Consider the following 20,665-nt stretch of genomic DNA (forward strand, 5'->3'; position numbering starts at 1 on the left):
TGGCCGCCGCTGAGGAAGGCACGGACCATGAGACCGCTGATCGAACGACACGATGCACTGGAGACGCTGAACAGGCTTTTCACCGAGGCCACGAAAGGTAAGGGCCAGGTCGCGCTGGTCACCGGCGGTCCCGCGAGCGGGAAGACGGCCTTGATGGACGCCTTCACCGATCAGCTTGCCGACTCCGGGGCGCTACTTCTGACCGCCACCGGTTCACGCGCCGAGATGCGTCTGCAGATGGGGGTGATCGACCAACTCTTCCAGAGTGCCGAGCCGAGCGCAGGGATGCGCGGCCTGGTCACCGTCTCCACGTCGGACACCGACGACGACGCGGCCACACCGGTCGATGTGGGAGTGTCGCACGAGGTCTGCGACACGCTGCTGGAGATGTCCCGGCACCAGCCGGTAGTGATCGCCGTGGACGACATCCAGTTCGCCGACCAGTCGTCGTTGCAGACGCTGCTGTACGTCCGACGGCGAATCCGGTCGACTCGGCTGCTGATGCTGCTGAACGAGTGGGCTCGGCCACTGCCCACGCAGCCGCTGTTCCGTGCCGAGATCACCCGTCAGCCGCATGAGCGGATCTCGCTGCACACTCTGTCTCGGCACGGGGTCGCCGAGGTTGCCGTCGCCGTCCTCGGCAAGCAGCTGTCCGAACAAGAGGTGGACCATCTCCACACGGTCAGCGGCGGCAATCCGCTCCTGCTGCACGCTCTCATCGAGGACCACATCGCCGAACCGGATCGTGCGGACTCGACTCCTCGGGTGGGCGCCGCCTTCGAGCACGAAGTCCTCGCGTGTCTGCACCGCTGGGACTCGAATCTCTTGTCCCTCGCCCACGGCGTCGCGCTGCTGGGGCGGGACTCCTCGCCGGAGTTGATCTGCCAGCTTCTCGACATCAGGGCTCAGGCGGCTGCCCAAGGCCTGGAGACCCTGACGATCGCCGGGTTGCTCCACCGGCAGCGATTCCGTCACCCGGTGGCGCAGCGCGTCGTCCTCGACAGTATTCCCCCGGATCGGCAGTCCGTGCTGCACCTGAGCGCGGCCGAGTTGCTGTACCGCCAGCAGGGCAACGCGATCTCCGTCGCCGAACACCTGCTAGCCACTCAGGAAGCACTCCCCCCATGGGCAGTGGAGGTCCTCCGCGACGCCGCGGAACAGGTCCTGCTCCGCGACGACCTGCGTACGGCCATGACGTTCCTGGAACAGGCGCTGCGGTCGTGCGCCGACACCCGAGACCGGACTCTCATCGAGAGCGCCCTGGCACGGGTGAAGTGGCAGCTCACGCCGTCATCATCGATGCCGCACTTCGCCCAACTGCAACCGGCCCTGCGTGAAGGCACGATCGTCGACAGCGCGGCGGTCGCGCTGGTCAGGTCCCGACTGTGGCAGGGCAAACACAGTGCGGTCCGGGAGATCCTCGGCACCGACAGCGGCACCGACGTCTTCGCCGACATCCAGGCCAGGGCGGAACTACGCCTGACCTACGCGTGGGTCTACGGCCCGGAACCACGCAAGGAGGTCCGGCCGGACTCGCTCGACGACGTCTTCGGCAAGCGGGACGAGGACGAGGCCGACGCGACCCTGGTCTCCGGAAACCCCTGGGCCCAGGCCATCCGCGCGCTCACGCTCGTCTGGGCTGAGGAGGCTCCCGACGAGGCGGTCGAGCTCGCCGAGTACGTCCTGCGCAACTGCGTCTTCGGGGACACGACGCTGGAGATCGTACTCATCGCCGTGTCCGCGCTGATCTACGCCGACCGCCTGGACCGGGCGGAGCATTGGGCTTCACTGCTTCTCAAGGAGGCGATCGATCGCCATGCCATCACCTGGCAGGCACTGATCGGCTGCATCAGCGCACAGATCTGGCTCCGCAAGGGCAACCTGGAGAATGCCCTGGCCGAGGCATCCCGTGCGCTGGGCATGCTCAACACCCAGGGTTGGGGTGTCCTCATCGGTCTGCCGCTGTCCATTCTCCTGACTGCCGACGCCGCAGCGGGCAGGCAGGGCACCGCGACGGAACGTGCCTTCCGATCGGTCCCCGAGGAGGTCTTCCAGACCCTCTTCGGACTCCAGTACCTGCACGGCAGAGGGCACGCGCACCTGGCCGCGGGACAGATCTTCGCCGCGCGCAGCGACTTCGAGGCATGCGGCGAACTCATGAAGCAGTGGAACATGGACTACCCGACGTTCATCCCGTGGCGCAGCGACCTGGCGGCGACGCATCTCTTGATGGACAACACCGCCACGGCGCGTGATCTCGCCGCTCAGCAACTCAACCATCCGGCGGGCGTCGGAGTACGCACCAAGGGCATCACGCTGCGAATCCTCGCTGCGACCTGTGAGCCTCGTCAGCGCCTGGCGTTGTTGCGGGAGGCAGTGGACTGCCTGCAACGCTGCGGCGACCGCCTGGAGCTGGCACGAGCGCTGGCCGAACTGAGCAAGGCACATCATCAGCTTGGCGAGTTCGGACGAGCCAGCACGATCGCCGGCCGTGCCGCCGAGGAGGCCAAGACCTGCCACGCCGACGAGCTCGTCCGGCATCTCGCCACGCAGCCGACGGCGGAACTCGACCATCAGGTCAGCGTCCAGGGTCTCGCGTTGCTCAGCGAGGCGGAGCGGCGAGTGGCCGCGCTCGCCGCCATGGGGCACACCAATCGTGAGATCGGGCGACGACTGCGCATCACGATCAGCACGGTGGAACAGCATCTCACCCGCATCTACCGCAAGCTCCGCGTCGACAGCCGCGCGGGCCTGCCGATCGAGCTGTACCAGGACAAAGCCCCGGCCGACACGGTGCGACAGTGATCGCGGCGCGCTGCGCGGCGCGTGCTTCGCTCACCGTCAACGAGCCGGGTGCGGCAGCCAGCTGTGCCTGTCCGGCTATCGGTTTGCAGGAGTTGACCCTCCCCGTCTCCGGCAACCGTGGTTTTTCGCAACCGGATGTCGATCTCGGGCGCTACGATCCGTAGTCGTTGAGTAGCGCAACAGGAAGAGATCGGAGCGGAGTTGCCTCGACGGGCTGACGCGAGACGAGCTGAGATAGTCGATTTCTGGCGCACCGTGGAGATGTTTAGCCCGCAAAAGGTTGAGGAGGTCAACCGCGAGCAGCTCGTCTTCGCAGTCCGGCCTGGCCAGCCACTGCCATGGGAACCCGGCCACGAACTCGCCAGCCGGTCGCTCAAGCCGGGAAAAGCCTGGCGGCACGTTGTCTACCTGGGTATCTATCGCCTCGACGAAGCCTTCGAGATCCTCTCGCGCGTCTTCGGCCCCGATCCGGAGAGCTACGACGAACGCCCGGCCGGGGAGAGTGCCATCGCCGCGTTCATCGTCGGCGAGGACGGGCGAGCGTTGCTCGGCTCGGAGGTGCTGTCCAGCTGCGCTTGGGCAGCAGGTCAGGTCCTGCGCGAGAAGCCCGCTGCCGACTGGGTGGCGAAGTTCGAGAACGCCTCCTCGAACTTCGGCGCGGCGTGGCGGGAGGTTGTCGCGGGCGATCTGTTCGCTCGGCACGACGAGGGACTCCCGCCGCAGCCACGCGTGTTGGGCAGTGATGACCTCGCTGAGTGCCTGGCGACTGCCGTGGCGGTAACAGGAGCAGGACACGAGCTGTCCTGCGCGGAGATTCGAATCAGTAGCCAGATCGTCGATCGCCAGACCGCCAAGGACGCTGGAGGCCACGACTTCCTGAACAGCTTGATCATGAGTGATCTTGGGCTGGTCGCCGAGCAGGTGGCGCAGGGGAACGCCGGTCCCGCCTTGCGCGAGTACCTGCGCCCCGACACCGATATCCGGATCTCCGAGCGCATCGACGTGCGAGAACGGTTCGCCGACGTCCTCGCTACGACCGCACCGGACAACGTCGCCGCGGGCCGCTGGCCCAATCAGCCGGAACACGCACTCACGCTGAACCAGCAAGTGGCGGTCAGCACCGCTCTAACCATGGCGGGCCCAGGCATCATGGGCGTGAACGGTCCACCGGGAACCGGCAAGACCACGATGCTGAGGGACTTGATCGCGGGAATCGTGGTCGAACGAGCGCAACGGCTGGCTCGTATTTCTCAGCCGAAACGAGCGTTCACCCATCAGAAGCTGCGTTGGAAAACCGGACAATTCAACCGCGTGGTCAGTGTGTGGCAGCCGGAGCTGACCGGTTTCGAGATCGTGGTCGCGTCTTCGAACAACGGAGCTGTCCAGAACGTCACGGACGAGATCCCCGCAGCCAACGCGATTGGCCGGTGTTGGAAGGAGGAGGCCGCCGCTCTCGACTACTTCTCCGACATCGCCTCGGCATTGCTCGCGCCGCAACCGGAACGGCAGCGATCCCCCAGTCCTGTCGTGGCCGCGGCAGGCTGGGCAGCAGTGGCGGCTCGTCTTGGTAACAAGAGCAACCGCAACCGGTTCGTCAAAACCTTCTGGTACCACACCCCTGACCGGCGGGATGACGCCGACTCCTGGTTCGGAATGCTGTCCACACTGAAGCGCTACGAACAATCCTCCCCCGCGAGGTCCTGGAAAGAAGCGGTGGAGGACTTCCGAACCGCCGACGCTCGTGTCGAAACCCTCCGCGCCGCACGCTCAGCGGTGTATGAGCGCGTGCAGCGGCGAGCGCAGCTCATACAAGAGCTGAAAATCTTGAGCAGTGCGGTGTCCAATGCCGCGGAGCACATCAAGGTCGCATACCAACGACGAGACCTGGCTCTCAGCGTGGAACGCGAGCGACAGGACGAAGCCAACCGCATCGCCAGAGCACGCCAAGCCGAGGATGAGGAAGCCACCCGGCGGCGTCGCGACGACGCCGAACGGCTCGCCAGCGCGCGCACGGCCGAACTCGAGCGGCTCAGAAAAGGTCGCTGGGCCGGCGCTCAGCGTGCTGTGCGGTCCGCAGAGGCCGAAGTGAGCCGACGTCGGCAGCTTCGGGCCACCCACCAAGAAACCCGGCCCGGCTTGTGGAAGCGACTGGGAATGTTCTCTCCCTCGGTCAAACGCTGGGCGCGGCACGACAGCTGGCTGGAAGGGGAAATACACGCCGCCCAGCACGAATTGACTACGGCCATGGCTGAACTGGATTCCGCTCAGCGTGAACTGGACGCCGTCGAGCGCGACGTGGACGCGACCCGGCGCGAGCTGCACGAGGCAACACAGATCCTCAACGCCGGTGTTCCCGTTCCGCACATTGTCCACAAGCCACTGTTGGCGGCACAGCGAGACCGTGATCAAGCGGAGCTGGATCTCATCGCAGCGGTTCGCCACCACGCCGAGGCCGAAGCGGCCCTACATACCGAGCAGCAGCGACTCGCCGACCTCGACGAGGAACTCGCTCGGGCGACGGTCGTTCTGGGGAAACACTGTCCGGACACTGACTGGTGGCAGGACCGGCAACGCCGCGAAACCGCAGCGTTGTGGACAGACCCGGAATGGAACACCGCCCGCAGTGAACTCTTCTTAGCCGCGTTGACGCTGCACAAGTCGTTTCTCCACCATGCCGCCACTGAGATGCGACGCAATCTGCACGCAGCCATGGACATCATCAGTGGCAGCGCACCTCACGACATCCCCGAAGAAGCCGCCCTCGCCGCATGGCAGAGCTTCTTCTTCGTCGTTCCCGTTGTCTCCACGACATTCGCGTCGTACGCCAGGCTGTTCGCCCATCTGGGCAGGGAAGCCCTTGGCTGGCTCCTTATCGACGAGGCAGGTCAGGCGACGCCACAGAATGCCGTGGGCGCCCTGTGGCGCACCAAACGCGTTGTCGCGGTCGGTGACCCACTACAGTTGGAACCGGTCACCACATTGCCGTTCCGTGCCGAACAGGCTATCCGCAAGGAATGTGGAGCCGACGAACAGTGGTCACCAAGCCGCACCTCCGTGCAGCGGATCGCGGACCGCCTTACGGTCCTGGGCACGTGGCTTCCCTCCGACGACGGGGAAACCTGGGTCGGTGTTCCACTGACGGTCCACCGGCGGTGCGATCAACCAATGTTTGACATCGTCAACTCCATCGCCTACGACGGCCTCATGATTCACAGCACCGGCCATACAGCTGGGGAGAAATTCACGGCAACCTACCCCACTCTGCCCGAATCCAAGTGGATCGATGTCGTCAGCGAGAACGCTCGCAACCACTGGGTTCCTGACGAGGGCCGGCAGCTGGACAGGATTCTCCGCGTACTCCACGATCTCGATTTCGATATGTCCGAGGTGATGGTCATTGCCCCGTTCCGTGACGTCGCGCGTCAGCTCAGCGGACGTACCAAGAGGTATCCAGGGCTGGTGGCCGGGACGATTCACACCGCTCAAGGCAAGCAGGCCGATATCGTCGTTGTCGTTCTCGGCAGCGATCCGGCTCGTCCGGGCGCCCGACGGTGGGCCGCGAGCAAGCCGAACCTGCTCAACGTCGCGGTCAGCCGTGCGAAACGCCGCCTGTACGTCATCGGGGACAGGAATGCGTGGTCCAGCCAGCGACATTTCGAGACTCTGGCCGCCCGCCTTCCCCACACGACACCGATCGATCGTTAGAGTCTGTTTTTCCGCTCCTGGTAAAGGGTCGGCGGCCGGTTCACCGTCACCGACGAGGTCGAAGCGCTCGGAGAGCCGACCTGTCCGTCGTGCTGTCGCTCGGCCGTCTCGCAAGTAGATTGATGGCGGTCTTCACGGGAGCTGGCCGTCCCGAGAGGCCCGCGAGGTCGGAACTATGCCGCCGAGAGGGAGGCCTTGCGGAACGACGCCCGTCACGAACGCAATCCACGACTGTCGATCAGATCATGGGCGGGCGAGCACAGTGGCGAGAATGCGATGCACAACTTCGTGATCACGCGGATCGTGCAGCGGTAACCTTCGCCGGGCAACGTGTACCACTCGTCCGCGCCCAAGTAGGTGATCGCCAACGCGAACACACCTCGTCGTCACAGCTGGTGCGCAGTTCCAGCTCGCCGCCGATCACACCGACCTCGGCGGTCATTCACCCCATAACTGGCCGTGGAGAACGAGGCCTGCTCTTTCGTCCTGACAACTCCCTGTTACACGCCGCGTCGTCCTGCGCGCGAGCCCACGACGACGCGGCGGACGGAATCAGTACGAGCAGCTATTGAGCATGCTCTGCAAGGCGGATTTCTCCGACGACTGCAAGTGCAGCCCCCAACGGTACTTGGTGTGAATCCACCACTTCGCATACGCGCAGCGGGCACCGGAACGCGGCGGCTGCCACGTGGAAGGGTCTTGGTCGCCCTTGGCCTGGTTCACGTCGTCGGTCACGGCGATCAGCTGAGGACCGTTGAGGTCGTTGGCGAACGCCTGGCGCTTGGACGTCGTCCAATGACTCGCCCCGGAACGCCAGGCCTCGGCCAGCGGCACGATGTGGTCGATGTCCAGGTCGGACGCCTGATACCAGACGGCCCCGTCGTAATAGCTGTACCAGCGGCCGGCCGTGGGATAGCAGTCGGCCCCGACCGTGATCGAATCGGCGTCGCGCTTCAGCACGGTCTCACGAGTGTTGCAGGTGCCAGAGATGGTGATCCAGTGCGGGAATTTGTCACGAGAATAACCCGTCATCGATTCTTGTGACCGAACGGACAACGAGTTCAGTTCGGACTGTGCGGTCGCCTTCGACGGCGTCCCCGGAGGGAGCGCCGAAGCGGACGGGGCTCCAACGATCGATCCAGCAGCGAACAGCAACACCGCCATCGCGACAATGAGCAAGCCACCCAGCAGGTTTCTCGGCGAGAGCGCCATCTTGTGAACCCTTCAGGCAGACGATACGACGCTCACACGATCTTCGCGCTCCGTGAATTGACCGTTGTACGATCATGACCTTCCGCTGGCCGGTTCGCGAACGGTTTGGTGTTCTCGGACGCGAGCGGCCGAATCCGCGAAACCAAGGCCGCCAATGCCTTCACGCCACACAGCGCGCCCGCCACTCGCCGACAACTCGGCCACAAACATGACTGCCCTTGTCAGTGGCCGAAAACGTCGAGCACTCCATCGGCGAGGTTCGTCCACTGGCTGCCTAGCGAACTGGTCGGCGAGTTCACGCGGTTCCCACACCCTCTGGAGCAGGCGCACAGCACGGAACGTCGCGAGCCGTCGTTGCTCCTCGATCAGCAGCAGGGACATCGCTGCCGTCGTCGGAAGTGAGCACGACACGACGCCAGAAGTCGGTGATCCAGACGGTTCGCATTCGCGATCCGCGCGCCTTCTCAATCCGCCTCTCCTCGCGCCAGCGGCAGAATCGAGGCCAGGTGCGCGCGGACCTGCTCGGTGAGCCGCCCGATGCACAACCGTTGCGCCACACCTCGCAACACATCGTCCTCGTCGTGCCAGCCGCGCTCCTCCGCCACAATCCGCATCAACGCCGCGAGCTCCCCAGGTGGCACCTGGTCCACACCACGCGGTCCCCGCTCGCGTACCCGCACGGCCTGAGCGGGCAACCGGTAGGACCGGTACTTCACTCCGGATCTCCCCAGCGGATTGTCGGAGACCAGCACCCCGCGGCGCACGGCCTCGCTGATGGCCGAATTCAGCGCCCTGGCCACTTGTTTACCGACGCGGTGGCCGCCCGACGCCTTCACATACACCGCGTGCAACCGTTCGCCCAACACCGGTCCCTCGACCGACACGATCGAGCGGAGTCCTTCGATGATTTCGGAGCGCGTCCCGGTGGCCACCGGCGCCGCGACCCCGGTGAACGTCTCATACGGGGCAAGTCCCCCATTCTGCGACGGGACTTCTCCGTCAACGTCGTCGTCCTCGACGGTCCCGGAGGCAGCACCGAGGTGCGCCCCCAGCCATGCCGACTCCGCAGTGCCATCCGGCTCCGGCGGCTCGCCAGTGAGCGGTTCGGACTCCTCCGATGTGTCAGCCGCAGCCGGAAGCAGCGTCGGTCCGTCTCCGGTTTCCTCGGTCGAATCCGCGTGCTCCGCCTCCTCGACCTCGGTGATGACGGCAGCCGAGGAAGGTTCCGGCTCCCCTAGTTCGCCCGCAGGGCGGATGTCCCGTTCGTCGAGAACCTTCCACAGGTCGGCGAGAGCCGCGACAGGGTCGATGCAGAACAGCGACTCCCGGACCCGGAAGAACGACCACCCGCATCGTTCCAGGTCCCTTTGCCGTGCGAGGTCGCGTTCGAAGGCGTCGGGCCCGTGCCATCGATCCCCGTCGCATTCGACCGCCAGCCTGCTTCCGTGACCAACCACCACGAGGTCGATCCAGTAGCCGGCCGCCTCGTATTGCGGAACGACCGTGTATCCGCGACCGGCGATCCGGTTGAACACCCGCTGCTCGAACAACGAGTCGAACGGCGGAACCCGCTCGTCCTCGGGAACGAGTTCACTCACCTGCCGGTCTGTCGAACGCCCACGCTCGATGACGCCGTAGCAGTAGTCGAGCAACTGGAAACGCATGTCCTCCTTGTTGCTCAGCATCTGCCGTTCGACGGAGTGGAAAACCCAGATCTGGTCCCGTGCCCTCGAGACCGCGACGTTGTAGCGCTGAACGTAGCGATCCGCGGTCAACGCGGTAAGCCGACGGCCTTCCTCCGGCGCCGCGACCATCGACAGGAAGACGACATCGCGTTCGGAGCCCTGGAAGTCGCTCGCGTCACCGCACCGCAGGTCTCGCGCCGTCCAATCATCCTTGCTGATGCGCTCCAGCAGGTTCTCCTCGATGTACCGTGCCTGTGCCGGACCCAACAGTGAGATGACGCCGAACGTCCTGTTCGCGTAGGCGGGGTCGGCCAGGCATTTCTCGACCTGATCGACTATCGCGTCCGCCTCAACAGGATTGATCTTCTTGCTGCTTGTGCCCTTTTCGTAGCCGTCCGGCAGGTACACGGCTTTGATCGGGTCGAGCCGGTCCGCGCCGTACTGCCGCACCGGTACCAGCCTGATGTTGTCGGGCTCGTAGGCGATGCGATTGGAGAATCCGATGATCTCCGGGACGCAGCGGCGATGTTCGGTCAGTGTGATAACGCCTCCATACCGCATCTTCGCCTCGTCGAACAGACTCCGTTGCGGGTCCTGCCAGGAGTCCCGGTAACGGTCGTCGGCAAGGTACTGGCCCGCAAGGTCCCGAAGCTGTTGCTGGTCCACACCGACGGCCGAGGGCGACACCTGCTTGTCATCCCCGATCACCACGATCTTCGGTGCGAGGTACTGAAGGAAAGTCGCTTCCATTCCCGCCTGTGATGCCTCGTCCACGATCACGACGTCGAACATGTTGGGCGTGATCCGCAACTGCTCCGCGATCCGGTAAAGCGGCATGATCCACACCGGGACGGAAGGTCTGCAGCGTTCCATCGCCTGCCGGATACCTTCCCGGCGCACGGCCGCGTACTTGCCTGTCATCTTCCCAGCCCGCTGCACCAGTTGCGCGTACAGCGTCAGATCGGCTCTGGCGGAACCGCTGAGCCTCGCCGGTGACGCTGCATGGTTCCATGCGCGCCGCGCCGCCAGTGTTTCCACCTGCTGCCGAATCCGGTCGTCGATTCTGGCTGTTTGCTGTTGCAACACGTTCACGTCAAGCGATTCCTGCGCCCGGACCCACCAACGCGTCGCGATCAAGGCCCATGCGGATTCGAAATGGTCGAGACGACCCGCCCACATCTCGTTCTCCGGAGCCGCCGCCACCGCTGTGAAAAGCCCTGGCACCGCACCTGCCAGCCGCCGTCCCAGGTCGTCACGCCGGCCAGCCTGCTCCCTCACCCTCCACAGCCGGACGATCCGCGCGTGGGCCGAAGCGTAGTCGTCGGCATCCCTTTTCTCGACGGACGCCCGCAACCGGCGCACCGACGGCGCCACATCGTCGCCCACGACTTTCGCCAACGCGGTGGTGAGTGTGGCCAGTGGCTGTTGAGAGGCCGCCCAATCCTTCTCGATGTCAGCCGTGTCGCACAGTAGCTGGTATCTGTTCAACGCCACCGCATCGCTCCACTCCGGCAGTGGTATGCCGGACTCGGCCAGCCTCTCTCCCTCCGCACGCAGCGTTTCCGCCAGATTCACCACGCGCCTCAAGTGGCCGAGTTCCGTGCGATGCCATTGCAGACGCTCACCATGAGAGTTCGATGTGGACACACGCGTGCCTTCAGGCCACAACCGGTCGAGCGCGGCGAGCATCCTCGATGCCTCGAACCACGTCACGACAGCGCTCAGTTGCTGTGCGCTCGTCGGAGGCAGGCCGTCCACCCTGGTGGACTCGAACAGCGGCTGAGCCTGTTTCAGCACTTTCGGGGCCAGCCGCCCTACCTTTGGTGTGCCGTCCGCTGCCGTCTTGATGCGGTTTCCCTCATCGAGATAGCGCAGCAGTTCCCTGGCCAGTGCCGCCATCCGCGCGGCATCAGCACCCGGTAGTTCAATTTCGGTGAGTGGACCGAGTCGCTCCACGTGCCCCGTGGTCTGTTCGATCAGGTTCGCAAGCTGTGCTGCCCGCTCGCGCCAGGCTGCCTCCCGGCCCGCGCACACATCGTCCAGTGCGGCAGGGATCCACTGTTCCGGCCCTCCTGCGAGAACCGCCAGTTCGTCCGCGACACGCCCCAGCCGTTTCCTCAGTTCCGCTCGTTGCCGGGTGTCCAGGCGCACAACAGCGGAGAAGGCGGGATGGCTCCGAAGTTCTTCTCGCTCTTGCCGCCGGGTTTGGGCAGCGCGCTCGGCCTCCACGTATACGGCGAATCTCGCGGGCGACGGCAGGGCATCGAGTTCGACCAGCTGCTGTCGGGCTTCCGGCTCGTCGGAAGCCAGCTCCCTGTCAAGCAGAAGCCGCCGCCATTCGAGTACCTCCTGCCCGGTCAAGGGAGGTTCGCCCTCCACGCTGTCCGGGACGTGTTCCAATATCCACCCGAACTCGTGCGAGCGTTGCTCGACCTGCTTCGCGATACCGGCGAGCGTGCCACGGTACTCGCCGCGGTCGTGCTGCCGCACCTCGCTTTCTCTCACAGCGAGCAGGTCGCGATAAACTTCCGCCCGTTCCCTGCGTAACCTGTCGATCTCGGCGAGGCAGGCTTCGATCTCGCGGGCGTTGCGTTCGGCTTCGTGGCTGTGCGCCGCAGCCGCAATCTCCTGCACCGCCACCTTCAGATCCGCCATGTCGTCACGGGATGTTCCGACCACAGCCACGGAAAGAGGCTTGATCTTGTCGGGAAGCTTGTCCCGGACCTCCCGCAGGGCCCGATCGGTTTGCGCCGTCACGAGAACACGCTTGCCCTGAGCGAGCAGGTGGGAAATCAATGCTGCTGCGGTGTGTGTCTTGCCCGTTCCCGGCGGCCCTTGCACGAGGACCTGCGCCTGTCGATCGACCCGCTCGATGATCTGATGTTGCCGCTCGTTGACCGGCATCGGCAGAAACGGCTCGTCCTCCACTGTCACCAGCGCACCGTCGGTCGATGCCGGCTCCGCCGAGGGAGTCTGGTCGGGATCGAGCAGGGGAAGGACGCCGCTAGGCACCGTCTCGGCTTCCGCCAACTGTTCCATGATCGTGCTGAACACTTCCACAAGACCACGCTGGGACCGTTTGCGAAGGATCAGCGCAGGGGCGAACGTCATCGTTGCGTCCCTGGTCGCCGACGCAGGCCTGTCTTCGTCCCGGTACTCGCCGTCGGCGTCCAACGCGTGCACGAGACGCCGGGCGGAAAGTCCCAGTCCCTCCCGGTCGAGGGGGTGCAAGCGCAAGACTCGAACGTTCGATCGGACTTCGTTGACGGTGTCGATCGCTTTGATCAAGCCCGGGTCCAGCATGTCGAGTTCCGTTTTGAACATTTCCGGTGTCTGGCCAGCGGACACCGTCAATCGCCCTGTCTCGTCATCGAATTCGATGATCAGCGTGCTGGTGAAGACATGTCTGGACACCTCCGGGTGTCCCTCCGGATTCCAGGACAGGCACCCCACGCCCGAGATCAGCTCTACATCTTCAGGACTGTCCTTGGCCTTGAGGAACAGTGCGAACAAGCGGTTGTAGAACAGCTTCGCGGGAAGGTCCCGCAGCTCCGCCTCCGCCCAGGTCTTCCATTCCGCGTTCCACGACCGGTGCGCCTCACGAATATGGGGGTGTTCTGCCAACATCAGGCGGCGGGTCGCTTCTTCGTCTTCCGCCGCGTCCGGCACCACCACCGTGATCGATTCTCGCAGTTCGGGTGCGTGCTCGGGATCGTCCCAGAGGCCCAGAAGCCACGGTTCCAGTTCGTCGGCGGGCCTCGGCGGCGTCCTGCGCGGCACACGGTCAACCGTGAGCAGGGGGCTGTCGATCGAGGGGTTCGTGATCCCGTTGGCGTGTTGCACCGCCGGGTGTTCCGGGAAGTCGGCGAACCACAGCACCTCGCCTTCACGCTGGTATCGGTCGGTCGTGCGCGGCGCCGTCGCCTTCAGTTCCTGCGCCCGCCGCAGGAACTCGAAGAGGTTCCGGGCGCGCTCCACCATCGTGCTGTTCAATCCGACCTACCAATGACTCGGGATACCTGTTCGCCAACCACCGGATGCGTCGTACGGAACCGATGAAGTGTGAACAACCTTTATCAAGTCGTGAATGTGTCGCCGATCACGCCATGGGAGTGAGGCATCATTGCCAGCGGTTCCACGCCGTTGACGTGAAGTCGCTAAAACACCCCAACCCCACCACTCCTCACCGCGCTGTCAACCGCCCGCACATCCGTGAGGACCCCGACAGGCGGCTGGTCGAGGTCGAGGGGGTGTTGGTGGAGGGTGATGCCGGCATGCCTCACGCGGTGGGCCCCATGGGGTGCTGCGTTGCCTTTCGCATAGACGAGGTGGCCTTCGGGCAGGTTCAACGCGGTGCAGTGGGCCAGCATCTGATCCAGGTCGGCATCGGGGAAACCCGCTGGCTTCTCCGCCTTGTACTTGGCGTCGGCCACGGCCACCGGCGCCCCGCCTGCGGTGTAGACCACGAGGTCGGGAACGATGGGGAATCGCTTGCCGCTCGTCGAGGCGGTGTGCGGCCTGCCGGATGCAGTGACCCCCGAAGTCGTCGAGCTCGCCGATCGCGTCGCGCAGCGCGCGCGTGGCGAAGTCTTCGAACACCTTCGCCAGGTCGAACAGGAAGCCGTGCACGGTGACCTCGCCGGGCCGGTGCTCGATCGACGCACCGCGCAGCACGAGCTCCGCCAGCCGAAGCGCGTCGTGATAACGGGTATTAGGACGGCTGGGCCACCACGCGGGCACGCGATCCCCGCGCCGGATCGGCGTGATCTCGCCGAGCATCACCCGCAAGCGCAGCAGCCGCCCCCGCACGTCGGCCGGGAAGGCCGGGCAGTCTGAGCAGGGCTTCACCTGAGTCGCGCAGCAACCGGTTCTCCGCGATGACGGCGGTGTGCTCGTCGTGAGCGATCTCCACGGGGACCGGTCTGCCGTGGTGCAGGCGGACCCGCACCCGAAACGTCTGACTCCCGTTCGTCCCCTTCACATCGAACGCTCTCTGTAAGCAACAGGCCCCGCATAACCGGTGCTGAAAACCGGGATACTCGCGCGAAATCGGGCTTCCCTACCGCGCATGCTCACGACCTCACACGGCGCGGACCATAACGGGTCGCCGCGCACAGTGTCGAGGCGCGGGTGCGGGCGCGGGCGCAGAGCGCTTGGCCGGGTTCAGTTCGCCGCCTTCAGGTTTCCGATCACGTCGGCAGCGACCTCGGCGGCCACCTGGCATGCCTTCTCAGGGTTCTCCCGGAAAGAAATCGCAGAAACACCGAAAGTCATATCGTCGGCAATTCCCACCGCGAGATCACAGTCCCCCTCGTGACGAGCGTCTCGAACACCCATATACACAGCGGGGTAACCCTCGATCGAAGTTTCCTCCCACAACTTGTATCGACCCTGGTCGCGAGCCATTTCAAGCCCGCGCAATCCCCCCACTCCACGTTCCTTGTTGCCCGAATCGATGCCGATTCCGATACTTCCTTCGCCCTCGCCCGTCCAACTACAGCCTGGGCCAGCCTCAGCAGCGACCTTATCGTCCTCAGGCAGGCTCGGATTCGCCTCGTTTGGCGACGTGTCCAGCTTTCCGAGTAGCCTCGGGGAGACAAGATCGCAAGGCCTGGACAGATAGGGGGTGATGTCCAGCGGATCACTGACCCGGTGTTCAGGAGCCCCACTCGCCTCCGACGCACTCACCTTTTCCGGCATAGGCTGGGCCACACCATCCGTGCCCGCAGAGCAGGAAACACCAGCGGCAGCCACGGCTAGCACGGAGGAGATTCGAAACCAAACAAAGCGGTTACGCATCAAAATTACCTCCCCTGAACGACTCAACATGGGCATCATCCGCCTCACTAATCGACTTTTTAGCAGCTTCCAACTTCTCGACAAACTCCGCGACATAGTCACGCATTGAATTATTGAACTCTTCAAGCGCAACTATTCCCTCACGCAATGAGCTCATAAATTTTACTGGTGGCTGATCCTCCGAGGGAGGATAGAATACTCGCTGCGCCGAGAAGAAATTTCTCCGGTCCTCGTCCAGTTCTTCAGCTAACGCCTTCCAGTCCGCGATGACCGCGTCGATTTCGTCCTTGTCGAAGGACCACGACCCTCCGTTTCCCTCTCCGGCCATCCGCGCTGCCGCCGACGCACCTATCGTCGCCATGCCGGCAGGTCCTCCGAGTACAGCGCCGACCGCATCGGTCGCGCTCACGCCGTTGGCCATCTCATCGGAAAGAGCTTCGAACCAGTTCTCAGCCACGCTCACCCTCCCGTATTACGTCCCCAGACCACCATGAGCGTAGCCAACACTGCACACTGGGTCAGCGACTTCCAGCCGACTCACCAGCCGAGTCCGCTCGTCGCCCACACCACCCGACGATCAGCTTCTCGGGCAGCGCAATGCCCCGGTACCCGAGGGTTGTGGTTCGACCTGGCAATTACTCGACGGACTACGCCTGCCGCCAGTAGTCAGCAACACAATCCAGGAGAAACCGGCTACGTCAGCGCGACAGCAATGTCATGGCCTCGGCGAGTTCATGGCGGCGCGGATGACGGAGAACGCATGCCACAACGATGACTCGTCGATGACCACCTCTCGGGTCGAGCGCCACATCGTTGACTCTCACATCGCCTCGCGCCGCACGGTAAGGTCCACCCAGCCGCCGTCAAGGTCTGACCCACCGGGTTCCCACTGGGTGTCTCGACAGGCAGCAAGTTTCGGCCGCACCGTGAGATTCCGGGAGCTCCAGCCGAAAGTCCGCCTGACGACGTGTCACCAGCAACACGGAGCACCGCCCGCACTAACCGACGCGTGTATCCAGACCCTTCCGCAGGAGTTCGAAGGCCGCCTTCACGCGGGAGACCGCCGCGGGATAGACCTCGTCGGCACTGCGGCCTGAGCGGATTTCCTGGGCGTTGCAGTCGGCGAGGACACGCTTCATGCCGAAAACCTGCGCCGCCACGATGCGCGCGGTGAACTCGTCACTCAGCCCACCTGAGGCGAGCAATTCCTCGCAAAGACCTCGTTCCTGCTCGATCATGTGGCCCGACAGGCGTGCCATCAGCGTCGGCGTCGAGTACAGCAGGTCGTGGAACGTGATGGCCGACGGTGTGTCGTTCAATCCTGTGAGAACGTCCCGCTGAACGAGCCGGTCAAGGAAGCTCTGCCGCAGAGCACGGAGCGGGGACATGCCGGAGGGTCGTTTTCGGACGACCAGCGCGGGAGTCATGTCGTCGTCGAGGAACCTGCGGAGGACAAGGTCCTCTTTTGTCGGAAAGTAGGAGAACAGCGTCGGCTTGGACACCTCGGCGGCGGCCGCGATGTCAACGACGGAGACGCCGTCGAACCCCGACTCCCGGAACAGCGCGAAGGCCGCCTCCATGATCGCTTCGCGCGTGCGGCGCTTCTTCCGCTCCCGCAGCCCGAGTTCCGCCATGCCCCCAGCCTAATCGAACCCTATCCAGGGCAATAAGCTGACCGAGTCTTATGATTAACCGAGTTAAGTTTTGGAGAAGAGGATCGCATGCGCCAGGCTGCTCACGACCCAGTTGACCCGGAGATTCACGTCGAGCGCGACTACATGGACTTCTGTCGCGCGGAGCTGGCACGCATGCGCGAGGAGGTCAGCACTGCGCTCGCGACGGGAGCCGGCGAGGGTGAGGCCGTCGTGGACAAGTACTTCAACCACGCGTTACGCCAATTTCGCACCCGGATGGTCGAGGAACTGGCCGAACTCGACGGCGCCCTTGTTCTTCGGGCGCCTCGACTACGCGCCGGGCGAGATCTACGGCAGCCGTGACGGGCGGGTCCACGAGCGTCGTTCACGCACGCGCGCGCCGGACAGCGACCGCGCCTACCTGGGCCGTCGTGGTGTCCGCGACGAGGAAGGCGAGCCCATGGTCATCGACTGGCGGGCGGAGCTGGCACGCGCCTTCTACGAAGCAAGCCACGAGAACACGATGGGAGTCAGGATTCGCCGCCGCTACGGCTTCGACGGCGACGGTGTGTTGACCGCTTACGAAGACGAGCCCCTCAGCAGTCAGGCCACGTCCCGCACCGGGGGTGGCCTTCTGGCCTCGGAGATCGAGCGTCCGCGCACAGGTCCGATGCGCGACATCGTCGCCACGATCCAGCCCGAGCAGATGAGGCTGGTGCGTGCTCCGCTGGAACACACGCTGTGCGTCCAAGGCGCGCCGGGCACAGGCAAAACCGCGGTGGGCCTGCACCGGCTGGCCTATCTCCTCTACAGCAAGCGGGAACGGCTACGGAAGGAAGGCGGAGTGGCCGTCATCGGACCCAACCGTTCCTTTCTGTCCTACATCCGCGATGTCCTGCCCGCTCTCGGCGAGGTGAAGGTCGCCCAGATCACCATTGACGAACTCACCGGCTCTGGTGTCGCCGCCGAGCGCGTTGACGATCCGCCGACGGCCCGGGTCAAGGGCGACGCCCGGATGGCCGAGGTCATCCGCCGCCACCTGTGGTCACGGATCCGGCCGCCCCAGGAGACAGTGGAGGTCCAACACCAACACCGCACGTGGCGCCTTTCCCCCGAGGAGATCGCCGAGGAACTCGACGCCGTGCTGACACGCGGGCCCGACTACGGCGCCGGTCGCGAGTTGCTGGCCCAGCGGCTGGCGCATCTCGTGTTGCGACGCATGGAACGTGCCGGGAACTCAACCACCACCCTGCATCAGCTCTGTCGCCACAGGGGGGTCGCCCGCGCCGTCCGCCAGATGTGGCCCGCGGTCGATGCCGCCCGCCTTGTTTTCGACCTCCTCACCGACCGAACCCACCTGGCACACGCGGCGGACGGGGTCCTCTCCCCCGACGAACAGCACGCCATCCTGCTCACACCTCGTCCGCGGAGCGTGAAGGCGATGACCTGGAGCAGCCTCGACTTGGCGTTGCTCGACGAAGCCGCAGCGCTGATCGAGCGCCCCGCGAAGCTCGGCCACGTCGTCATCGACGAAGCCCAGGACCTCAGCCCCATGCACCTTCGGGCTCTCGCCCGCCGTGTGGTCGGGTCGTGCACCGTCCTCGGCGACCTGGCGCAGGCCACGAGCCCGTCCGCCGTCGAGAACTGGTCTGCGGTCCTCACCCACCTCGAGCGGCCGGACGGGCAGATCGAGGAACTCACCCACGGATACCGCGTGCCGGCACAGGTGATCGACTTCGCCGCTCGGCTCCTCCCGCACATTGCCCCGGAACTTCAGGGGCCCGCGTCGCTGCGCCACTCCCCCGGCGCCCTCCGCATCACCCGCACCACAACGGGTGAGGCGATCGCGGCGACCATTACGGCCTGCGCCACCGCGCTGGGCGGCGAAGGTTCGGTCGGGCTCATCGCCGCCGACGCCGACATCGCGCAGCTCGGTCGAGCGCTGTCCGCGAGCGGGCTCGGGCACACCCTCCTGGGCAGCGACGGAACGGATCTCCGCGCGCAACGGCTGACCCTCACCCCGGTCAGTCTCGCCAAGGGGCTCGAATTCGACACCGTCATCGTCGCCGAACCGGCTCGCATCGCCGACGCCGAACATCGCGGGCTCCAGCGCCTCTACGTCGCCCTGACCCGGGCCGTCAGCGCCCTGCACATCGTTCACGCGACACCCCTGCCGGAACCGCTGGCACACGAACCCGCGATGGTCTCCTGACAGGGTTGCGCGGTCGCGGCCGCGTGGCGGCGACCGAGTCGGCCTGCATCGCCTCGCCCGCGATGTGGCGTGCTGATCCCTGCCCGGCACGCACCGCCACCTACGGCATATGCCCGAGCTCACCCTCGACGACGGTGACGGTGATCGGCGGGCGGCCCCACAGGCCGAGCAGCTCGTTCGCGACCTCCACAACGGACAGTGGGTGGTGCTCGCCGCGCACCTCGACGGCCGCGGCCAGGAGGCTGCGCGGCACGGCGCCCGCGTCGAGCAGAACACGCCAGTCCTGCGGTGCGAGTTCCAGAAACTCCAGTCGGGTCAGCTCGGCGATCTCCAACGGGTCTGCGAGTGTGCCGGGGTAGGCGGTCAACGTGCGCAGGCGCGGCAGGCCGACGGCAGGGGCGAGGCTGAGCGGTTTGCCTTCCCACACCCCGATGGACAGCACCTCCAACCCCGGGTGGGCGGCCGCCTCGACACTGCTCACGCCACGGATGTTGACGCGGGCCACAGGCGACGGCTGCCTGCCGTCACGATCACGTCGCGTCTCGCGGCGCCGCTTCAGCACCAGGTCGGTGAGCGAGCCGGCGATGAGGTCGGCGCCGATGTTCTGTTCGTGGTCGAGCATGATGATCTGCCCGAGGTGCCCGCGCGGCCCCGGTGTCAGGTCGATCGCGATCCGGTCGCCGCCGCCGTTGTCGCCGAAGACGATCCAGCCGGGTGAGCCGACCAGCCCCTGCACCGCGGCATCAGGCGGGGTGGCGACCGCCTCCAGTGCCGCGAACCTCCACGAACGCGGCCGCCTCGCCGCCTCGGCGAGGTAGATCTCGTCGAGAGGTAGCAGTTCGCACCCGACCGCCGCGGCGACCCGATCCATCCCCTCGACATCGCCGCGCCAGTCCGCCCACCGCCCCCGCACCACCCGGTAGAGCGCCCTCAACTCCTCGGGCAACGCGACACCGAGGCGTGCTTCCGTCGCGGCGATCTCCGCGTCGGTGGCACCGATGCTGCCGGGCAGCGCCGCGCGGAGTGTCCGCTCCAGCAATTCCGCATCGGCCGACGAGGCGGATTTCACCCCCGGTGCAGGATCGGGAAGGCGCCGCCACGGCTCGGCGACGGCGTCCTCGACAAGCAGGAGTGAACCCGGAAACGCGCTGCCGATACCCGACTCCACAGCGGCGCCGCGTTCGACCACGTGCAGCGCGATCCCCCCGGCCGAGGACGTCTCCGCCACGAACGAGATGTCCTCGACCCCAGCCTCGGCAAGCGCATCCCGCACCCGCGCGACGGCGTCGAACTCCTCCCGCATGTCCTCGGCTTGAACCGCCCGCCCCGGCCGAGGTCGCGGTCGCCGCACGGGCACACTCCACCCGTGAAAGCCGATGTGTCCCGACACGTGGGCGCCGGGCGCTGCCAGACGCTCCGCGTCGGACTCCCACAACAACCGCAGCAACGGCTTCCAGGTCGTGAACTCGTGCAACGACGACAACGGTCCTCCCATGGTCTCCGGCCGTGCTGGTGCGAGTGCGGGTGGCGGCCTGTGGCGCTGTCCCGCACACCGGCTGCGCACACCGTACGGGGCACCTCCGACAACAACGTATGCCGCAGTCGGCTGCCGT

Annotated in this window: 12 protein-coding genes and 1 pseudogene; 5 read left to right on the plus strand and 8 right to left on the minus strand. The window is 65.6% G+C overall.

Going from position 1 to position 20,665, the window contains the following annotated elements:
* Positions 1 to 27 precede the first annotated feature (27 nt).
* From SACXIDRAFT_RS00400 to SACXIDRAFT_RS00405, 3 genes are all read left to right on the plus strand, one after another.
* On the plus strand, positions 28 to 2,805 hold the full coding sequence (locus SACXIDRAFT_RS00400) for a helix-turn-helix transcriptional regulator (protein ID WP_198284289.1): 2,778 nt from the start codon (positions 28 to 30) through the stop codon (positions 2,803 to 2,805).
* Positions 2,802 to 2,969, plus strand: coding sequence for a hypothetical protein (locus SACXIDRAFT_RS22865; RefSeq protein ID WP_157599618.1), 168 nt, complete (start codon positions 2,802 to 2,804; stop codon positions 2,967 to 2,969). Before SACXIDRAFT_RS00400 ends, SACXIDRAFT_RS22865 begins: the two co-directional genes overlap by 4 nt.
* Before the next feature lie 97 nt (positions 2,970 to 3,066).
* A complete protein-coding gene (locus SACXIDRAFT_RS00405) occupies positions 3,067 to 6,510 on the plus strand; it encodes a DEAD/DEAH box helicase (RefSeq protein WP_006236464.1) in 3,444 nt (1,147 codons plus the stop codon).
* Positions 6,511 to 7,062: 552 nt separating this feature from the next.
* Here SACXIDRAFT_RS00405 and SACXIDRAFT_RS00415 read toward each other — a convergent pair.
* The 7 genes and pseudogenes from SACXIDRAFT_RS00415 to SACXIDRAFT_RS00435 all read right to left on the minus strand — a co-directional run bounded on the left by SACXIDRAFT_RS00415 (position 7,063) and on the right by SACXIDRAFT_RS00435 (position 16,840).
* Entirely contained in the window at positions 7,063 to 7,722 is a 660-nt protein-coding gene (locus tag SACXIDRAFT_RS00415) for an HNH endonuclease family protein (RefSeq protein WP_006236465.1), read from the minus strand.
* Between the two features lie 464 nt (positions 7,723 to 8,186).
* Positions 8,187 to 13,400, minus strand: coding sequence for a PDDEXK-like endonuclease domain-containing protein (locus SACXIDRAFT_RS00420; protein WP_232285215.1), 5,214 nt, complete (start codon positions 13,398 to 13,400; stop codon positions 8,187 to 8,189).
* 164 nt (positions 13,401 to 13,564) lie between these two features.
* Entirely contained in the window at positions 13,565 to 13,873 is a 309-nt protein-coding gene (locus tag SACXIDRAFT_RS23680; RefSeq protein WP_050986890.1) for an McrC family protein, read from the minus strand.
* Between the two features lie 154 nt (positions 13,874 to 14,027).
* A pseudogene (locus tag SACXIDRAFT_RS23685) lies at positions 14,028 to 14,186 on the minus strand (restriction endonuclease); the annotation flags it as partial.
* 384 nt (positions 14,187 to 14,570) lie between these two features.
* Positions 14,571 to 15,245: a DUF3558 domain-containing protein gene (locus SACXIDRAFT_RS00430; RefSeq protein ID WP_332306755.1), complete on the minus strand. Its 675-nt coding sequence runs from the start codon at positions 15,243 to 15,245 to the stop codon at positions 14,571 to 14,573.
* On the minus strand, positions 15,199 to 15,663 hold the full coding sequence (locus SACXIDRAFT_RS22145) for a hypothetical protein (RefSeq protein ID WP_006236469.1): 465 nt from the start codon (positions 15,661 to 15,663) through the stop codon (positions 15,199 to 15,201). The genes SACXIDRAFT_RS00430 and SACXIDRAFT_RS22145 overlap by 47 nt, the downstream gene beginning before the upstream one ends.
* Before the next feature lie 541 nt (positions 15,664 to 16,204).
* Complete coding sequence (locus SACXIDRAFT_RS00435; protein WP_006236470.1) at positions 16,205 to 16,840, minus strand: TetR/AcrR family transcriptional regulator; 636 nt, start codon at positions 16,838 to 16,840, stop codon at positions 16,205 to 16,207.
* A gap of 87 nt (positions 16,841 to 16,927) precedes the next feature.
* On the opposite strand from SACXIDRAFT_RS00435, the gene SACXIDRAFT_RS23430 reads away from it, so the two are divergent.
* A complete protein-coding gene (locus SACXIDRAFT_RS23430) occupies positions 16,928 to 17,203 on the plus strand; it encodes a hypothetical protein (protein WP_232285217.1) in 276 nt (91 codons plus the stop codon).
* A complete protein-coding gene (locus tag SACXIDRAFT_RS00440) occupies positions 17,151 to 19,052 on the plus strand; it encodes a HelD family protein (protein WP_232285218.1) in 1,902 nt (633 codons plus the stop codon). The genes SACXIDRAFT_RS23430 and SACXIDRAFT_RS00440 overlap by 53 nt, the downstream gene beginning before the upstream one ends.
* Positions 19,053 to 19,152: 100 nt before the next feature.
* Here SACXIDRAFT_RS00440 and SACXIDRAFT_RS00445 read toward each other — a convergent pair whose 3' ends face one another.
* Positions 19,153 to 20,535: an SMI1/KNR4 family protein gene (locus tag SACXIDRAFT_RS00445; protein WP_006236472.1), complete on the minus strand. Its 1,383-nt coding sequence runs from the start codon at positions 20,533 to 20,535 to the stop codon at positions 19,153 to 19,155.
* Positions 20,536 to 20,665 lie beyond the last annotated feature (130 nt).

Origin of the sequence: Saccharomonospora xinjiangensis XJ-54 (genome assembly GCF_000258175.1) — a bacterium.
Classification (GTDB): domain Bacteria; phylum Actinomycetota; class Actinomycetes; order Mycobacteriales; family Pseudonocardiaceae; genus Saccharomonospora; species Saccharomonospora xinjiangensis.